The 17,515-nt window shown below is 69.4% G+C and carries 16 protein-coding genes; 6 read left to right on the top strand and 10 right to left on the bottom strand.

Annotated features, from left to right (window positions below):
• The first annotated feature begins 43 nt into the window (after window positions 1-43).
• Together AB0E78_RS06045 and AB0E78_RS06040 are read left to right on the top strand one after the other, a co-directional pair.
• Complete coding sequence (locus tag AB0E78_RS06045; protein ID WP_361828854.1) at window positions 44-1,780, top strand: GAF domain-containing protein; 1,737 nt, start codon at window positions 44-46, stop codon at window positions 1,778-1,780.
• A 172-nt stretch (window positions 1,781-1,952) separates the two neighbouring features.
• Entirely contained in the window at window positions 1,953-2,993 is a 1,041-nt protein-coding gene (locus tag AB0E78_RS06040; protein ID WP_361828852.1) for a M23 family metallopeptidase, read from the top strand.
• A 54-nt stretch (window positions 2,994-3,047) separates the two neighbouring features.
• Here AB0E78_RS06040 and AB0E78_RS06035 read toward each other — a convergent pair whose 3' ends face one another.
• The 8 genes from AB0E78_RS06035 to AB0E78_RS06000 form a co-directional block, all read right to left on the bottom strand.
• Window positions 3,048-3,944, bottom strand: a complete 897-nt coding sequence (locus tag AB0E78_RS06035; protein WP_361828849.1) for a Cof-type HAD-IIB family hydrolase — start codon at window positions 3,942-3,944, stop codon at window positions 3,048-3,050.
• Between the two features lie 61 nt (window positions 3,945-4,005).
• Window positions 4,006-4,929 carry an LLM class flavin-dependent oxidoreductase gene (locus tag AB0E78_RS06030; RefSeq protein WP_361828847.1) on the bottom strand — a complete coding sequence of 308 codons (924 nt, stop codon included), beginning with the start codon at window positions 4,927-4,929 and terminating at the stop codon, window positions 4,006-4,008.
• Between the two features lie 34 nt (window positions 4,930-4,963).
• A complete protein-coding gene (locus tag AB0E78_RS06025) occupies window positions 4,964-5,410 on the bottom strand; it encodes a hypothetical protein (RefSeq protein ID WP_361828846.1) in 447 nt (148 codons plus the stop codon).
• Between the two features lie 19 nt (window positions 5,411-5,429).
• Entirely contained in the window at window positions 5,430-6,020 is a 591-nt protein-coding gene (locus AB0E78_RS06020; protein ID WP_361828844.1) for an RNA 2'-phosphotransferase, read from the bottom strand.
• Window positions 6,021-6,170: 150 nt separating this feature from the next.
• Window positions 6,171-7,124, bottom strand: coding sequence for a MerR family transcriptional regulator (locus AB0E78_RS06015; protein ID WP_361829526.1), 954 nt, complete (start codon window positions 7,122-7,124; stop codon window positions 6,171-6,173).
• A gap of 89 nt (window positions 7,125-7,213) precedes the next feature.
• The gene (locus tag AB0E78_RS06010) at window positions 7,214-8,146 is read right to left on the bottom strand and encodes a metal-dependent hydrolase (protein ID WP_361828842.1); all 933 of its coding nucleotides are present in this window, start codon (window positions 8,144-8,146) and stop codon (window positions 7,214-7,216) included.
• The gene (locus tag AB0E78_RS06005; protein ID WP_361828840.1) at window positions 8,143-9,924 is read right to left on the bottom strand and encodes an SDR family oxidoreductase; all 1,782 of its coding nucleotides are present in this window, start codon (window positions 9,922-9,924) and stop codon (window positions 8,143-8,145) included. The genes AB0E78_RS06010 and AB0E78_RS06005 overlap by 4 nt, the downstream gene beginning before the upstream one ends.
• Window positions 9,921-10,772, bottom strand: a complete 852-nt coding sequence (locus tag AB0E78_RS06000) for a M24 family metallopeptidase (protein WP_361828838.1) — start codon at window positions 10,770-10,772, stop codon at window positions 9,921-9,923. The genes AB0E78_RS06005 and AB0E78_RS06000 overlap by 4 nt, the downstream gene beginning before the upstream one ends.
• 253 nt (window positions 10,773-11,025) lie before the next feature.
• On the opposite strand from AB0E78_RS06000, the gene AB0E78_RS05995 reads away from it, so the two are divergent.
• Genes AB0E78_RS05995 through AB0E78_RS05980 form a run of 4 tightly spaced genes read left to right on the top strand, consistent with a single transcriptional unit; the run spans window position 11,026 to window position 14,567 of the window.
• Window positions 11,026-12,033, top strand: a complete 1,008-nt coding sequence (locus AB0E78_RS05995; RefSeq protein WP_361829524.1) for an ABC transporter ATP-binding protein — start codon at window positions 11,026-11,028, stop codon at window positions 12,031-12,033.
• A complete protein-coding gene (locus tag AB0E78_RS05990) occupies window positions 12,023-12,928 on the top strand; it encodes an ABC transporter permease (RefSeq protein WP_361828836.1) in 906 nt (301 codons plus the stop codon). The genes AB0E78_RS05995 and AB0E78_RS05990 overlap by 11 nt, the downstream gene beginning before the upstream one ends.
• Window positions 12,925-13,836, top strand: coding sequence for an ABC transporter ATP-binding protein (locus AB0E78_RS05985; protein WP_361828834.1), 912 nt, complete (start codon window positions 12,925-12,927; stop codon window positions 13,834-13,836). Before AB0E78_RS05990 ends, AB0E78_RS05985 begins: the two co-directional genes overlap by 4 nt.
• Window positions 13,837-13,847: 11 nt before the next feature.
• On the top strand, window positions 13,848-14,567 hold the full coding sequence (locus tag AB0E78_RS05980) for an ABC transporter permease subunit (protein WP_361828832.1): 720 nt from the start codon (window positions 13,848-13,850) through the stop codon (window positions 14,565-14,567).
• 312 nt (window positions 14,568-14,879) lie between these two features.
• On the opposite strand, the gene AB0E78_RS05975 is transcribed toward AB0E78_RS05980, so the two are convergent.
• The gene (locus AB0E78_RS05975) at window positions 14,880-15,767 is read right to left on the bottom strand and encodes an HAD family hydrolase (RefSeq protein WP_361828831.1); all 888 of its coding nucleotides are present in this window, start codon (window positions 15,765-15,767) and stop codon (window positions 14,880-14,882) included.
• A complete protein-coding gene (gene serS, locus AB0E78_RS05970; RefSeq protein WP_361828829.1) occupies window positions 15,701-16,990 on the bottom strand; it encodes a serine--tRNA ligase in 1,290 nt (429 codons plus the stop codon). The genes AB0E78_RS05975 and serS overlap by 67 nt, the downstream gene beginning before the upstream one ends.
• Window positions 16,991-17,515: the final 525 nt, after the last annotated feature.

Raw genomic sequence — 17,515 nt, 5'->3', positions numbered from 1 at the left:
CCCCGACTTTCCTCGCCAAATAGGACTAACTACTCTCAAAGGCATGTCAGCCCCCTCGGCCTCCGCCGCCTCACCGCAACCCGACGGCCCACCGGACCCGGTAGAGGCGGCGAAGAAGGCGACCCGCAGCCTGCAGGGGCTCTCCCCCGAGCTGACCGCGCGCGTGCCGCAGCTCCTGGAGGCGATGCGCTCCGTAGGCGCCGGGCTCGAACTGCACACCACACTGGACCGCATCTGCGAGACCGCGGCCGAGCTCGCGGACGCCCACTACGCGGCGATCGGCGTCGTCTCCGAGGACGGCAAGGGGCTCTCCGACTTCGTCTACACCGGCATCGACGCGGTGACCGCCGAGCGCATCGGGCACTTGCCCGACGGGCACAAGGGGCTGCTCGGCGCGCTCATCCACCAGCCGGAGACCCTGCGCCTCGCGGATCTCTCGGCCGACCCGCGCTCGTGCGGCTTCCCGGCCTACCACCCGCCGATGCGTACCTTCCTCGGCGTCCCCATCCGCGTCCAGGGCGAGATCTTCGGCAACCTCTATCTGACCGAGAAGCGGGGCGGCGCCGACTTCAACGAGTACGACGTGCACATGGTCCGCGTGCTCGCGACGGAGGCGGGTATCGCCATCGGCAACGCCCGCCTCTACGAAGCCGCCATGCAGCGCGAACGCTGGATCGACGGCTCCGTGGCGGTCACCACGGCGCTCCTCTCGGGCAGCGACGCGGAGGAGGCGCTCGCCGTCGTCGCCGAACAGGCCCGCCATCTCGCCGACTCGGCCGCCGGAATCGTGCTCCTGCCCGACGAGGAGGGTGGCATGGAGATCGTCGCCGTCTCCTCGGACGAACCCTCCGGAGTGCTCGGTGTCGTCGTCCCTCCGGAGAGCCGGATCATCACCGATCTGCTCGCCGGGGACTCCGTGTTCCTCGACGACGCGGCCACGGACCCGCGCGTCATGACCGACCTCGCCCGCGGCTACGGCCCCGTCATGATGCTGCCGCTGCAGAGCGACGGCCGCGTCATGGGGACGCTCGTCACGCCACGCGCGCGTGGCGCACGGCCGTTCAGCGAGACCGAGCGGACCCTGGCCACCCAGTTCGCCTCCCAGGCCGCGCTCGCGCTGATGATGGCCGAGGCGCAGCGTGACCGTGAACGGCTCGCCGTCTACGAGGACCGCGACCGGATCGCACGGGACCTGCACGACCTCGTGATCCAGCGCCTGTTCGCCACCGGGATGATGCTGGAGAGCGCCCAGCGCAGGTCCATCGTGCCCGAGGTGCAGACGGGGGTGGGCAAGGCCGTCGACGAGCTGGACGTGACGATCCAGGAGATCCGGACGGCGATCTTCGCCTTGCAGCAGGGGCCGGCGGAGGCGCCTTCCGGGCTGCGTACGCGGGTCCTTCGCGAGATCAACATGGCTGCCGTTCCGCTCGGCTTCAAGCCCTCGCACCATTTCGTGGGGCCCGTCGACACCGTGGTCGGCGAGCTCAGCGGCAAGAACCTCATCGCGGCCCTGCGCGAGGCGCTGTCCAACGCGTTCCGGCACGCGCGGGCCGACCGTATCGATGTCGTCGTCGACGCTACGGTGATCCTGCCCGACGGGCAGCAGGGCGTACGCCTGACGGTCTCGGACGACGGCGTCGGCATCGCGGAGGGCGGTCGGCGCAGCGGCCTGAAGAACCTCAAGAGGCGGGCGGAGTCGCTCGGCGGGGACAGTTGGTACGGCCCGGGGATCGGGGAGGACGGCGGCGGCACGGCGGTGGTGTGGCAGGCGCCCTACTAGGCGCTCCTGCCAGGCCCCCTACCCGGCGCCTTACTAGTGGCTCTGTAGTCGTGACGACTGGGCATCGGGTCCCTGTTCGGGCGTACGGGAGTGGGCTGTTCGGGGCACCGGGTGCCCCGGGTGTACGAGTCGGGCAGGACCCGGGGACGGCGGCAGGTCAACGATCCCTGACATGCGCTTCAGCCACCGCGGTACCCGTCACCCGCTCGTCGCCGTGACGGTGCTGCTGTGCGCGCTCCTGTGCCCCATGCCCGCCGATGCCTCCGAAGGACCGGACACGAGCGCCGAAGTGGCACGCCTCTACGAGGAGGCTTCCGCGGCGACCGCGCGCTACGAAGAGGGCCGGTACGCCGCCAAGGCGCAACGCGCGAAGGTCCGGAAACTGGACCGGCTCCTCGCGAAGGAGCGGGCCGCGGTCGAGGTGCTGCACGCGGACCTCGGCCGGCTGGCCAGCGCCCAGTACCGCAACGGCGGTGACCTCCCCCAGGCCGCCCAACTCCTGCTCGCCGACAGCCCGGAAGAGCTGATCCGTGGTCAGCGGCTCCTGGGGCAGGCGGATCTCGCCGTCACCCACGCCGTCGGCAAGACCCAGCGGGCCGCCGCCAGGCTCGCGACCGCCAAGCGCACGGCGGACCGCGCCCGGCGCACGCTGGACCGGCGCAGTGCGGATCTCGCCGAGCTGAAGCGCGGCATCGAGAGCAAGCTGGCGTCGGCGCAGTGGACCCTGCAGGGCGAGGCCGACCGGTCGGTCGCGGCCGGGCAGTGCAGGGGTGCCGTACGCCTGGACCAGCCGGAAACGGACTCCACGCGCGCGTGGATGACGCCCGTGGAGACGTACGAACTGTCCGCGGGCTTCGACAGTGCCGGTGCGCGCTGGTCGCACCGGCACACCGGGCAGGACTTCGCGGTCGGCATCGGGGCGCCGGTGCGGGCGGTCGGCGCGGGCCGGGTGGTGTCCGTGACGTGTGGGGGCGGCTTCGGCATCGAGGTCGTGGTGGAGCACAAGGGCGGCTACTACACGCAGTACGCGCACCTGGCCGCCGTCACCGTCGACCAGGGGGAACGGGTGCACCCCGGGCAGTGGGTCGGGCAGGCGGGCACCACCGGCAACTCGACGGGGCCGCACCTGCACTTCGAGGTGCGGATCACGCCGGATCTGGGGTCGGCCGTGGACCCCGTCAAGTGGCTGGACGACCGGGGCGTGCGGCTTTGAGCGTGCCGCATGAACCGGGGCGTGCGGCTCTGGGCTTCCCGGGCGAGGCGGGGCCTACTGTCCCTGCTGCTCGCTCAGGATCCGCTCGATGACCACCGCGACACCGTCCTCGTTGTTGGCGACCGTGTGCCCCGAGGCGGCGGCGAGCACATCCGGGTGCGCGTTGCCCATCGCGTACGACGTGCCCGCCCAGCTGAGCATCTCGATGTCGTTCGGCATGTCCCCGAAGGCGACGACCTCCGCGGGCGTGATGCCGCGCTCGGCACAGCACAGCTCCAGGGTGCTGGCCTTGGAGACTCCCGGACCGCTGATCTCCAGGAGGGCGCTCGGGCTCGAGCGGGTGATCTCGACCTGGCCGCGCACGGCCTCGCGGGCCACGGCCAGGAAGTCGTCGGGCGCGATCTCGGGGTGGAAGGCGAGGACCTTCAGGATGGGCTGGGTCGCGTTCTCTGCGTTCTCGGGGTCCTCCCCGAGAAGCTTCTCCGCGGGGGCGATGCTCTCGCCGGGCTCCAGGTGCAGGGGCGGGTACGTCGGTTCGTGGTGCAGTCCGCCGGTCCGCTCGACCGCGAAGGACGTGCCGGGGGCCGCCGCGCGCAGCAGGCGGACGACGTCGAGGGCGTCCTCGCGCCGCAGCTCCCGCACCTTCACGAAGCGGTGGCCGCCCGATCCGTCGTGCAGGTCGACCACGGCGGCGCCGTTGCCGCAGATGGCGAGGCCGTGGCCGTGCACGTGAGCGCTGACGACGTCCATCCAGCGGGCCGGGCGGCCGGTCACGAAGAAGACCTCGATCCCGGCCCGCTCGGCGGCGGCGAGTGCGGCGACGGTGCGGTCGGACACGGACTTGTCGTCACGCAGGAGGGTGCCGTCCAGGTCCGTGGCGATCAGCCGTGCCGTGGGCCGGTGGGGGGCGGTTGCGGCCGGGGTCTTGGGCCGTGGGGTAGCTGAGGTCACGCCATCGATTGTCCCGCACATACGTGCACGGGCGTGCGCTGGGGCGCACATCTGAGTGCCTTTATGCCCCTGCCGTGCTGCCCCCGAGCTGGACCAGAGCCTCCGTGGCGATCCGCTCGAAGACCTTCTCGTCGGCCGCGAAATCCGTTCCGGGCAGCGGCCAGTGCAGCACGATCTCGTTGAAGCCCAGCTCAGCGTGGTTGCCGGCGAAGTCGACGAAGGCGTCGAAGGAGTCCAGAGGACGGTCCGGGGTGAACCCGGTGAGGAGGATCTTGTCGAGTTCGGCGACGTCCCGGCCGATCGCGTCGCAGGCCGCGGCGAGCTTGTCGGCCTGTCCGCGGATGGCTTGAATTGACTGTTCCGGAGTGCCGTTCGCGAAGAGCTTCGGGTCACCGGTGGTCACCCAGGCCTGCCCGTGGCGCGCGGCGAGCTTCAGGCCGCGCGGTCCGGTGGCGGCGACCGCGAAGGGCAGCCGGGGGCGCTGGACGCAGCCCGGGATGTTCCGTACCTCGGATGCCGAGTAGTGCTCGCCCTCGTACGAAACGACGTCTTCAGTAAGAAGGCGGTCGAGCAGCGGCAGGAACTCGCCGAAGTGATCGGCCCGTTCGCGCGGGGTCCAGGGCTCCTCGCCGGGCTTGAGCAGCGCGGTGGCGTCGAAGCCGTTGCCGCCCGCGCCGATGCCGAGGGTGATCCGGCCGTCGGACACGTCGTCCAGGGTGATCAGGTCCTTGGCGAGGGTCACCGGGTGCCGGAAGTTCGGCGAGGTGACCAGGGTGCCCAGGCGCAGCCGGTCGGTGGCCGCCGCGGCGGCGGTCAGGGTCGGCACCGCGCCGAACCAGGGCCCGTCGCGGAAGGTCCGCCAGGAGAGGTGGTCATAGGTGTACGCGGTGTGGAAGCCCAGCTCCTCGGCCCGCTGCCAGCGCTCCTTGCCCCCCTCGTGCCAGCGGCGGACGGGCAGGATCACGGTGCTCAGACGCAAACTCATGTATCAGAGCGTATGTCCTGCGGGCCTCGGGCTTTCACCGGAATCTGCTGCTCAGCCAGGGGGTGAGGACGACCATGGGGATGTACTCCTTGTGCGTCCTGTCGCCCGGCATCGGCACGATCAGGTGGTAGCCGGGCGGGAAGCGCCGCCCCTTCACATGGGCCAGACCGCCGAGGACCGAGCGCAGGAACGCGGGTACGTCGTCGCGCGGTATGTCGGCGCACTCGACGCCCTCGACGGTGATCAGCGCGTCGTCGTCGGGATAGAGCCGCACCGAGAGCCGGGGCGAGCCGCCGAATTCCACGAAGGCCTCATGGGGCAGCGATCCGTCGGGGTCGGTGGTCACGCCGATGCCCGCGGAACTGCGGCGCGACGTCTGGTCGGCGCCGATGTCGTGCGAGATCTCCATCTCGAGGCCGTACTCGTGCGCGATCTCACGGAGTGCGGCGAGCGCGGCCTCGGTGCTGTGCAAATGTTCCATGGCCATCGATCATGCCTGGTCAGTGCTTCTCCGGGAAGCGGAGACAGCCGGGCGGTACGGCGGCGGTGAGCCAGACTCCGTTGGCGCTGACCTGGAAGACGTGTCCGTCGCGATGCATCGCGCCCGCGTCGACGGAGAGCACGACGGGCCGTCCGCGGCGGGCGCCGACGCGGGTGGCGGTCTCACGGTCGGGCGAGAGGTGCACGGCATGGCGGTTCATGGGCCGCAGGCCTTCGGCGCGGATCGCGGGGATATTGCGGGCCACCGTGCCGTGGAAGAGATACGCGGGCGGGGTCGCCGGGGGCAGATCGAGGTCGACGTCGACGGAGTGGCCCTGACTGGCGCGGATCCGGCCGTGCTCCACGGCGAAGCGCTGTTTGTCGTTCACGGCCACGACGTGCTCCAGCTCGGCACGGGTGAAGCGGAAACCGTGTGCGGCGGCTGCCGCGATGAGGGCGTCGATCTCCACCCAGCCGCTCTCGTCGAGCGTGAGCCCGATTCTCTCCGGCTGATGTCGCAGGTGCTTGGAAAGGTATTTCGACACCTTCACGGTGCGCCGCTCGCCCGCCGCTTCGCCGGAGGGGGCTTCTGAGGGGGCTTCTCTATTCATCCATTCAGCCTCGCTCCGAAGCGTTCTCCCCGCACTTGATTTTCGTCCACCGACTTTTCATCCGCCACTTTTCGTCCACAGGTTTGATCCACAGCCAAGTCCAGTTATCCACAGGGGAATTGGCGATTCTGTGGACAACGCCCAAACAATTTAGGTGTTTTGGCTAATAGATCCTGTATTAAGGTGACTTGCCGCGAGTGTGTCCAATGTCCGGGCCTGAACCTCGCGTTCAGTGGCGGCTGCGATGAACGCGGCAGCGTTCTCTCGTCCAACAAGCCCTTCCACCGCCTGCATTGTCGAGGCCGGAAGGGCCACGGGGAGCGGCTCATTCATACGCTGGGCGGGCTGCCCCGAGGCGAGGTGGTGCTGGAGGTGGCGGGTGGCGAACAGGCGCATGGCCCGCGCCAGTTCGGCGTCGACGGACTGCTGAGCGAGCGGCCTCAGGCGCCGGACGAGAGCCGCCGCCTCGGCCGCGTCCGCCTCACTCGGCGGGTGGTGGCCGAGATAGCGCGCAAAGACATGCTCGGTCGTGAACTCCAGGAAACGGGCCGCTATGTGCTCGACCTGCCCCCTCAACTCCCGCAGATGGCCCGAGATGGCGGACAGCGGTACTCCTGCGGCATGCAACTCGACCGCTACGGCGAGCTCTTGAGGACTCGGCACCAGGAATTCGTCATCCCGCCCCGGCATGGGCTCCAGCACACCGAGGGCAATCGCGTCGGCCAACGCGGCCTCGTCCGGCTCGCCCCCGAACGCCGCGTCCAGCTCCGCCCGGGTCATCCGGTCGGCCTTCTCGTCCGTCCATGGACCGCCGACCTCGGCGGCGAGTCCCAGGACGCCGCCGAGCCCCCGGCCCGCGTCCCAGGCCTCCAGCAGTTCCTTGATGGAGGCCAGGGTGTAGCCCCTGTCCAGCAGATCGGCGATCTGCCGCAGCCGGGCCAGATGCGCGTCGACGTAGACATTGGCCCGGCCGCGCCGCTCGGGCCGGGGGAGCAGGCCGCGGTCCTGGTAGGCGCGGATCGTGCGGACCGTGGCCCCGCTGTGGTGCGCCAGATCCTCGATGCGGTACTCCACCGGCCTGTGCTCGGTACCGTGCTGATCCACGGACCTGAGCTCGGCGGCGTGCTGATCCACCGGCCCCTGCCCGGCGCCCGACTTCTCGTCCACGCTCCCCGCCTCCGTAAACCCTCGTGCTAGGCGATGGCCGCTCGGCCGACCGCAGCGGCCGCGGCCCGTGCCGCGGGTGACACCGCCAGATATTCGACGGCCTTGCGCAACGAGCCTTCCTGCGAGGGATGGTACGACCGCCGCAGGTAGCGGGGTATGGCCGCTCCGAGCTCCCGCCACGTGGGCAGCAGGCCCTTCCTGACGGCCCTGTTGTGCTCGGCCAGTGAGTAGCGGAGGCGGCCCGCGAGCTGGGGGTCCCTGCGCATCAGATACGCGGTGCCCCAGACCCACAGGTACAGCATCACGGGTGCGGTGACCGTCATGCCCGCGATCCGGCGGGCATAGCGGGCCAGGCCCTCGCCGCCGCAGTGCTGATACATGTCGAAGGCGACCGAGCGGTGCTCGACTTCCTCCGCGCCGTGCCAGCGCAGCAGGTCGAGCATGACCTCGTCGGCGTCCGCCTGGTCCAGGCCCTCGGCGTGCAGCACCCAGTTCCCCAGGACCGCCGTGAACTGCTCGATCGCCGCGACGACCGCGAGGCGGAAGCGCAGCCACTCCTGCGTTGGTATCGGAGCACTCAACGGCGGGTTCTCGCCGAGGAGTTTCTCGAAGAGCAGGTCGACGTACTTGGTGAACGCGGCGGTGTCGAGCCGCTGCGCCGCCAGGTGATCGAGCACGTGCGCGTGCTGCACGCTGTGCGTGGCCTCCTGGCCCATGAACCCCTTGACGTCCTTGAGCAGCACGGGATCGGTGACCAGGGGCAGGCCTTCCTTGAAGACCTTCACGAACCACCGCTCCCCGGCGGGGAGAAGCAGATGCAGCACGTTGATCACGTGGGTGGCGGTGGGCTCGTCCGGTATCCAGTGCAGCGGCGTCCGTTCCCAGTCGAACGAGACCCGGCGCGGAACGATCGTGTAGTGCTCCTCGGAGTTCGTCTCGGTGCTCTTCTCCGTGCTCACAGCGGCGGCTCCAATCGGGCTATCGCACGCAGCGCCTTGGGCGTGAAGCGGGACATGAGGTGGGCGCCACGGGCCTCCGGGGTGACCGGGACCACGGCCTGGTTCTTGACGACCGCGCGCAGGATCGCGTCGGCGACCTTCTCCGGCGGATAGTTCCGCAGGCCGTACAGGCGCGAGGTCTTCTTCTGGCGGCGCTTCTCCTCCTCGGCGTCGACGCCGGCGAAGCGTGTGGTCGCCGTGATGTTCGTGTTCACGAAGCCCGGGCATATCGCCGAGACGCCGATGCCCTGGCCCGCCAGCTCCGCGCGCAGGCACTCGCTGAGCATCAGGACGGCCGCCTTGGAGGTGCTGTAGGCGGGCAGGGCCTTGGACGGCTGATATGCCGCCGCGGAAGCGGTGTTGACGATGTGGCCGCCCTGTCCGCGCTCGGCCATCTGCTTGCCGAAGAGCCGGCAGCCGTGGATCACGCCCCACAGATTGACGTCCAGGACCTTCTTCCAGTCCTCGGGGCTCGTGTCGAGGAAGGATCCGGTGATGCCTATCCCCGCGTTGTTCACGAGGACGTCGACGATGCCGTACTCCCTGGCGACCTTCTCGGCGAGCTTCTCCATGGCCTGCTCGTCGGTGACGTCAACCGTCTCGCCCCAGGCCTCGGGGGCCCCGATCAGACGCGACATCTCCGCCGTGCGCGCCGCGCTCTCCGCGTCCCGGTCGACGGCCACGACGCGCGCGCCCGACTCGGCGAACGCGAAGGCGGTGGCCCGGCCGATGCCGCTGCCCGCACCCGTGACCAGGACCAGCTGGCCGCCGAAGCGATCGGCGTGCTTCCCCGTGGCCACACTGGCGTTGACGGGCACGCCGTCCTCGTTCCTGGTGACGAAGTCCGTGATCCACGCCGACAGTTGGTCGGGCCGGGTGCGGGGCACCCAGTGCTTGGCCGGGATGCTGCGGCGCACCAGCTCCGGCGCCCACAGTTCCAGTTCGTCGTAGAGCCGCTCCGAAAGGAAGATGTCGCCGGACGGCGTGATGAGCTGCACGGGGGCGTGGGCGTAGGCGTCGGCGCGGGGCCTGCGCATCCGAGCGCGGACGTTGTCGCGGTAGAGCCATGCTCCGTGCGCGGCGTCCGAAGGCAGCGACGACGTCGGATAGTCACCCGACGGGACCTTCTCCACGCGCTCGAGGATCTTCGGCCACCGCTTGCCGAGCGGCCCGCGCCAGGCGAGCTCGGGGAGCACCGGCGTGTGCAGCATGTACACGTACCAGGACTTGGCGCCCTGGCCGAGGAGCTGCCCGACCTTGCGGGGCGTGGGCCGGGTCATCCGCTTCTTGATCCAGTGCCCGAAGTGGTCGAGCGAGGGTCCCGACATCGAGGTGAAGGACGCGATGCGCCCTTCGGTGCGCTTGACCGTCACGAACTCCCAGGCCTGCACCGAACCCCAGTCGTGGCCGACCAGATGCACCGGCTTGTCCGGGCTGACCGCGTCCGCGACGGCCACGAAGTCATCGGTCAGCTTCTCCAGCGTGAAGCCGCCGCGCAGCGGCTGCGGAGCCGTCGACCTGCCATGGCCGCGCACGTCGTAGAGCACGACGTGGAAGCGGTCGGCCAGGCGCTCGGCGACCTCCGACCAGACCTCCTTGGAGTCCGGATAGCCGTGGACGAGCAGCACCGTGGGCTGCGTCGGGTCGCCCAGCTCGGCGACGCACAGCTCCACCCCGCCCGTACGCACCCAGCGCTCGCGGGCGCCCTTGATCCCCTTGGTGATTCCTCCCGTGGTCATGCGGCGGCCCTCTCCTCAGCCCAGCGCCGCACATGCGGCAGATCGTCATCCAGCCAGAACGCGCTCTGCTCGGGATCCTTGGAGTCGGTGACGACCAGGATCTCCTCGAACTTCGCGCCCGTACCCCTGAATCCGAGGTGCGGTTCGACCGCCCAGAGTCCCTTCTGGGGTGGGTGGTCGGAGAATTTGTACGGCGACCAGAGTGGCGACCAGCCGTCCCGATGGCCATGGATCGCGTCGCTCGCGAGCCCCTTCAGGGACTGGGTGCCGAAGCCGAAGACGTTCGGCGACAGCCGGCGCTCCTTGACCCGGTCGACCTTGTGCGCGATGACCCCGAAGGGATAGGCGCGATGGCGGTTGGCATAGCCCTGGCGGACCATGAGCCGCTCCACGTCCTCATAGATCTCGCGCAGCGGGCGGCGCTCGCGCACCTCGCGCAGGAGCAGCTCGCGGTGCGCCTCCAGGTCGGCGAGCAGCTTGTCGTGCACGGGATTGAGGCCGAGGCAGCCCGAATAGCCGATGTCCGCCGTGTATCCCTTGTAGACCGGGGCCATGTCGAGGATGAAGGGCATCCCCGGCTCGAGGCGGCGGTTGGTGGGGAAGAACTGGAGCGGTATCCGGAAGTTCACGAACGCCGTGCGGTCCCCGAACCAGGCGAACGGCAGGTGGAACCAGTCCCGCACACCCCGCTCGCGCAGCCACTCACGCTGCATCCGCGCCGCCTCGCGCTCGGTCACACCCGGCTTGAGCTGCGCCGCGACCGCCTCCGCGCATTCATACGCGAGGGTCTGCACTTCCCTGAACCCCCGCAGTTCCGCGGAGAGTTCACCTGCCACTGCTGAGGTCATGCCACCGTCCGTCCGTGTCCGGTCCATCGCAGTACGCGTCCGTAACTTGACACTGATGAATGTGACAATGCTCAGCGGCTACGTCAATAGCTGAGCCCGAGCCGGTCCTGACTCCGGGGAAAGCTGCGGGGTATCCCCCAGGGGGCGACCTCAGGACGACCCCTACGGGCCCGTAATACCCGAGAGTGATGCGAGGACAGCACCCTGGTCTGACGCCCGATGTGGTCTGCGCCACTACCTTCGAAATGTGACTGTGATCGCGACCGAAAGCCTGAGCAAGCGGTTCCCGAGGGTGACCGCGCTTGACCGGCTCTCCATGGACATCGGGCCCGGTGTGACCGGACTCGTCGGAGCCAATGGAGCCGGCAAGTCCACTCTGATCAAGATCCTGCTGGGTCTGTCCCCCGCCACGGAGGGCACCGCCGCCGTGCTCGGCCTCGACGTCGCCACCAGTGGCGGCCAGATCCGTGAGCGCGTCGGCTACATGCCGGAGCACGACTGCCTGCCGCCCGACGTCTCGGCCACCGAGTTCGTCGTCCACATGGCGCGCATGTCGGGGCTGCCGCCCACGGCGGCCCGTGAGCGAACCGCGGACACCCTGCGGCACGTGGGTCTGTACGAGGAGCGCTACCGCCCCATCGGGGGCTACTCCACCGGCATGAAGCAGCGCGTAAAGCTCGCGCAGGCCCTCGTCCATGACCCCGACCTGGTCTTCCTGGACGAACCGACCAACGGCCTAGACCCCGTGGGCCGCGACGAGATGCTCGGCCTCATCCGCCGCATCCACACGGACTTCGGCATCTCCGTCCTGGTCACCTCGCACCTGCTCGGCGAGCTGGAGCGCACCTGCGACCACGTCGTCGTCATCGACGGCGGCAAGCTCCTGCGGTCCAGCTCCACCACCGACTTCACCCAGACCACCACGACGCTGGCCGTCGAGGTGACCGACACCGACGAACACTCCGACGGCACCAAGGCGTTCCGCGAGGCCCTGCAGGGCCGGGGGGTCGCCACCCACGAGGGAAGCGGACTGCCCGGTGCCGGGCACACCGTGCTGCTCGAGGCGGCCGGTGACGAGACGTACGACCTGGTCCGTGACCTCGTCGCGGAGCTCGGCCTCGGCCTGGTCCGGATGGAACAGCGCAGGCACCACATCGCAGAGGTCTTCCAGTCCGAACAGACCGCACAGCCCGAGCCGTCCGGACTGCCTCAGCGGTCCGGCAAGGAAGAGCGGAAGGAGGCGGTCCGTCATGGCGGTTGAGCAGCCCCCGGCACACGCCGGCGAACAGACCCAGATCCACAACATCGGCTATCGCAACTACGACGGCCCGCGCCTGGGCCGCGCCTATGCCCGCCGTTCCCTCTTCTCACAGAGCCTGCGCGGTGCGTACGGACTCGGCCGCTCGGCCAAGTCCAAGGTCCTCCCCATGATCCTCTTCGCGGTGATGTGCGTACCCGCCGCGATCATGGTGGCCGTCGCCGTGACCACCAAGGCGAACGAACTCCCCCTCGACTACACCCGCTACGCGATCGTTCTGCAGGCCCTCATCAGTCTCTATCTCGCCGCCCAGGCCCCCCAGACGGTCTCGCGCGACCTGCGCTTCAAGACCGTCCCCCTCTACTTCTCCCGCCCCATCGAGCACAGCGACTACGTGTGGGCCAAGTTCGCGGCGATGGCATCGGCGCTCTTCGTCCTCACGGCCGCACCGCTGCTCGTCCTCTACGTAGGGGCGCTGCTCGCCAAGCTCGACTTCGCGGACCAGACCAAGGGCTTCGCCCAGGGGCTCGTGTCCGTGGCGCTGCTCTCGCTCCTCTTCTCCGGCATCGCGCTGATCGTCTCGGCGATCACACCCCGCCGCGGCTTCGGGATCGCCGCGGTCATCGCCGTGCTGACCATCAGCTACGGAGCGGTGTCCACGGTCCAGGCCATCGCCTACGAACAGGGCAGCACCGACGCCATCGCCTGGCTCGGTCTCTTCTCGCCGATCACGCTCATCGACGGCGTACAGACCGCCTTCCTCGGCGCGACCTCCGCCTTCCCCGGAGGGGAAGGCCCCTCGTCCGGCACGGGCGCGGTCTACGTGATCGTCGTCCTCGCCCTCATCGCGGGCTGCTACGGCGCACTGATGCGCCGCTACCGAAAGGTCGGGCTGTGAGCACCCTCAACATCGACCACGCCAGCCGGTGGTTCGGCAACGTGGTGGCGGTCAACGACATCACGATGACCGTGGGCCCGGGCGTCACCGGCCTCCTCGGCCCGAACGGCGCGGGGAAGTCCACCCTCATCAACATGATGGGCGGCTTCCTCGCCCCCTCCACCGGCAGTGTCACCCTCGACGCCAAGCCGATCTGGCGGAACGAACAGATCTACAAGGACATCGGCATCGTCCCCGAGCGCGAGGCGATGTACGACTTCCTCACCGGACTCGAATTCGTCGTCGCCAACGCCGAACTGCACGGCCTGGACAAGCGGGCCGCGCAGAAGGCCCTCGCCACGGTCGAGATGGAGTACGCGCAGGACCGCAAGATCTCGACGTACAGCAAGGGCATGCGCCAGCGCGTGAAGATGGCGTCCGCCCTCGTCCACGAGCCGTCCGTGCTCCTGCTGGACGAGCCGTTCAACGGCATGGACCCCCGTCAGCGCATGCAGCTGATGGACCTGCTGCGGCGCATGGGCGACGAGGGCCGCACGGTCCTGTTCTCCTCGCACATCCTCGAAGAGGTCGAGCAACTCGCCTCGCACATCGAGGTGATCGTGGCCGGCCGGCACGCGGCGAGCGGCGACTTCCGTAAGATCCGTCGCCTGATGACCGACCGCCCGCACCGCTACCTCGTGCGTTCCAGCGACGACCGCGCACTGGCCGCCGCCCTGATCGCAGACCCGTCGACGGCAGGAATCGAAGTCGACCTCAAGGAAGGCGCCCTGCGCATCCAAGCCATCGACTTCGGGCGCTTCACCGCCCTGTTGCCACGCATCGCCCGCGATCACGACATCCGGCTCCTCACGGTCTCGCCCTCGGACGAGTCCCTCGAGTCGGTCTTCTCCTATCTCGTCGCGGCCTGAAGGGAGCCATCGTGTACGACCCCACTGTCGCCCGGCTCACCTACCGGGCCCTGCTCGGCCGCCGCCGGGCTCTGATCCTCATGGCCCTGCCCGTCCTGCTGATCGTCATCTCCGCCGCGGTCCGCGGATTCAGCGGCGCCGACGATCAGGTCGCCTCCGACCTTCTCGGCGGCTTCGCGCTCGCCACGATGGTGCCGATCATCGGTGTCATCGCGGGCACCGGGGCCATCGGCCCGGAGATCGACGACGGCTCCGTCGTCTATCTGCTCTCCAAGCCGATCAAGCGGCCCACGATCATCCTCACCAAGCTCACCGTCGCCATCGCCGTGACCATGGCCTTCTCCGCGGTCCCGACGTTCATCGCGGGCATGATCCTGAACGGCAACGGCCAACAGATCGCCGTCGCCTACACGATCGCCGCCCTGGTCGCCTCCATCGCGTACGCCGCGCTCTTCCTGCTCCTGGGCACCATCACCCGGCACGCGGTGGTCTTCGGGCTCGTCTACGCCCTCGTATGGGAGGCGCTCTTCGGGACCCTGGTCCCCGGGGCGCGCACGCTCAGCGTCCAGCAGTGGTCGCTCGCCATCGCCCAGAAGACCGCGGGCGGCGACCTGGTCACCTCGGACGTCGGACTGCCGGTCGCCACGGTGCTCCTCATCGGCGTCACGGTCCTGGCCACCTGGTATGCGGGGCAGAAGCTCCGGTCGCTGACGCTGGCCGGGGAGGAGTAATTAATTCGGTGGCGGGAGCACCGGGGGCGCGGGCACAGTAGTTCGTGTCACCGCGCCACGACCCTGGCGCCCACTTACCGGGAGAGGAGCCGACGTGTCCTGCACCAGTCCGTCGAGTTCCCGGCAGGGCAGCCCGCGGCAGGCTTCGGAGTAGTTACTCACTCCGTCGAGCCCCGCCCACGGGATGGCCCGGGGCGGCCGCTTCGAGCGCGCACTTCGCTGCGCGGGCCGCCCACCCGACGTCGCACTGAGCCGGGCACCGCATGTCGGTGCCCGGCTCAGTGCGTGCGGGGCGTGGCGCCCGCACGAAGGTCAGCCGAGGAGCTTCTCCAGGACGACCGCGATGCCGTCGTCCTCGTTCGACGCCGTCACCTCGTCGGCGACCGTCTTGAGCTCCTCATGGGCGTTGGCCATCGCCACGCCGTGCGCCGCCCAGCCGAACATCGGGATGTCGTTGGGCATGTCCCCGAAGGCGATCGTGTCGGCGGCCTTCGCGCCCAGGCGGCGGGCCGCGAGGGACAGGCCGGTCGCCTTGGAGAGGCCGAGGGGGAGCAGCTCGACGATGCCCTCGCCGGCCATCGTCACGCCGACAAGCCCGCCCGCCACCTCACGCGCCACCGCGGCGAGCGCGTCGTCGCTCAGGCCCGGGTGCTGGACGTACACCTTGTTCAGCGGAGCCGCCCACAGCTCGGCGACATCGGTGAACGGGACGGCGGGCAGCGGGCCGTCCTGGACCACGTACCCAGGTCCTACGATCACCTCGCCGTCGAGGCCGTCACGGCTCGCGGCCAGCGCCAGCGGGCCGATCTCCGCCTCCATCTTGGCGAGGGCGATACCGGCCAGCTGCCGGTCGAGCGTGACCGACGTGAGCAGCCGGTGCTCGCCCGCGTGGTAGACCTGCGCGCCCTGCCCGCACACCGCCAGGCCGTCATAGCCCAGGTCGTCGAGGATGTGCCGGGTCCAGGGCACGGCGCGACCGGTGACGATGATGTGCGCGGCGCCCGCCGCGGTGGCCGCGGTGAGCGCGTCGCGCGTACGCGCCGAGACCGTGTCGTCGGAGCGCAGCAACGTTCCGTCGAGATCGGTCGCGACGAGCTTGTACGGGAAGGACGGGGTGACGGGAGCAGGGTGGCTCACTTGTTGATGGGCTCCAGGATCTCTCGTCCCCCGAGGTACGGACGCAGCACCTCGGGCACCCATACGGAGCCGTCGGCCTGCTGGTGGTTCTCCAGGAGGGCGACGATCGTGCGCGGAACGGCGCAGAGCGTGCCGTTCAGCGTCGCGAGCGGCTGCGTCACCTTCTTGCCGTCGCTCTCCTCGCGCATCCGGATCGACAGACGGCGGGACTGGAAGGTGTTGCAGTTCGACGCGGACGTCAGCTCGCGGAACTTGCCCTGCGTCGGGATCCACGCCTCGCAGTCGAACTTCCGCGAGGCGGAGGAGCCCAGGTCGCCCGTCGCCACGTCGATCACCTGGAAGGGCAGACCGAGGCCCGTGAGCCACTGCTTCTCCCACTCCAGGAGCCGCTGGTGCTCGTTCTCCGCGTCCGCCGGGTCGACGTACGAGAACATCTCGACCTTGTCGAACTGGTGCACGCGGAAGATGCCGCGGGTGTCCTTGCCGTACGTGCCGGCCTCGCGGCGGAAGCAGGGCGAGAAGCCCGCGTACCGCAGGGGCAGCTTGTCGGCGTCGATGATCTCGTCCATGTGGTAACCGGCGAGCGCGACCTCGGAGGTGCCGACCAGGTAGTAGTCGTCCTTCTCCAGGTGGTAGACGTTCTCGGCGGCCTGGCCGAGGAAGCCCGTGCCCTCCATGGCGCGCGGGCGGACCAGGGCGGGCGTCAGCATCGGGATGAACCCGGCCTCCGTCGCCTGCGCGATCGCCGCGTTCACCAGGGCCAGTTCGAGCAGGGCACCGACACCGGTCAGGTAGTAGAAGCGCGAGCCCGAGACCTTCGCGCCGCGCTCGACGTCGATGGCGCCGAGTGCCTCGCCGAGCTCCAGGTGGTCCTTGGGCTCGAAGCCTTCGGCCGCGAAGTCGCGCGGGGTGCCGATCGTGTCGAGGACGACGAAGTCCTCCTCGCCGCCGACCGGGACGTCCGGGTGGACGAGGTTGCCCAGTTGCCCAAGGAGGCGCTTGGTCTCCTCGTCGGCCTCGTCCTGGGCGGCGTTGGCCGCCTTGACGGCGGCGGAGAGCTCGCCGGCCTTCTTCAGGAGCTCGGCCTTCTCGTCACCCGAGGCCTTGGGGATGAGCTTGCCGAGCGCCTTCTGCTCGGAACGCAGCTCGTCGAAGCGGAGCCCGGACGACCTGCGCCGCTCGTCGGCGGAGAGCAGGGCGTCGACGAGCGCGACGTCCTCTCCACGGGCGCGCTGGGAGGCGCGAACACGGTCGGGGTCCTCACGGAGCAGGCGAAGGTCAATCACCCCACCAGGCTACCGTCGAGCGGTTCCGGCTCTCGACTCGATATTCCACTCTGAAGCGTTATGACCGGTTTGCCGGAATAGGAATTCCCGAAAGAAGCCCGCCGGGAACTCGACGAAAAATCGACAGAAATGAGCCATCGGGCGATCACCAGCCGGTCGCCGCGCAACCGTCGAGGGGCTGCCGCACCCCGCTCCGGACCCTCGCGTGCGGGGTCAATGAAAGGGGTGCCATTCCCCGAAATGGGGCAGAGCGGGCCTGCCTCCTTGACTCGATCCCCTTGCGTGGGCCGGGACTTGGGGGCCCGGTTGTCCACAGGGATATCCCCTGTCGAAAAGTTATCCACAGGCTGTGCGAAAGATCTGTGGATGCCGGAAGGGATCGTTCCGAAAGCCGCATGCGCGACGAAGGATTCCCGTCCCAAACCACCCTCACACCCACTTTCGAGTGGAAATGGTTCGCTCCAAAGAGTTGATCAATGGAAAAGAGTGGACGAGGGGTGACGTGCGGGACTGTGGACGGACTTG

This window comes from Streptomyces sp. NPDC032198, from assembly GCF_040636975.1.
GTDB lineage: Bacteria > Actinomycetota > Actinomycetes > Streptomycetales > Streptomycetaceae > Streptomyces.
This window is presented reverse-complemented; position numbering and strand designations above follow the sequence as displayed.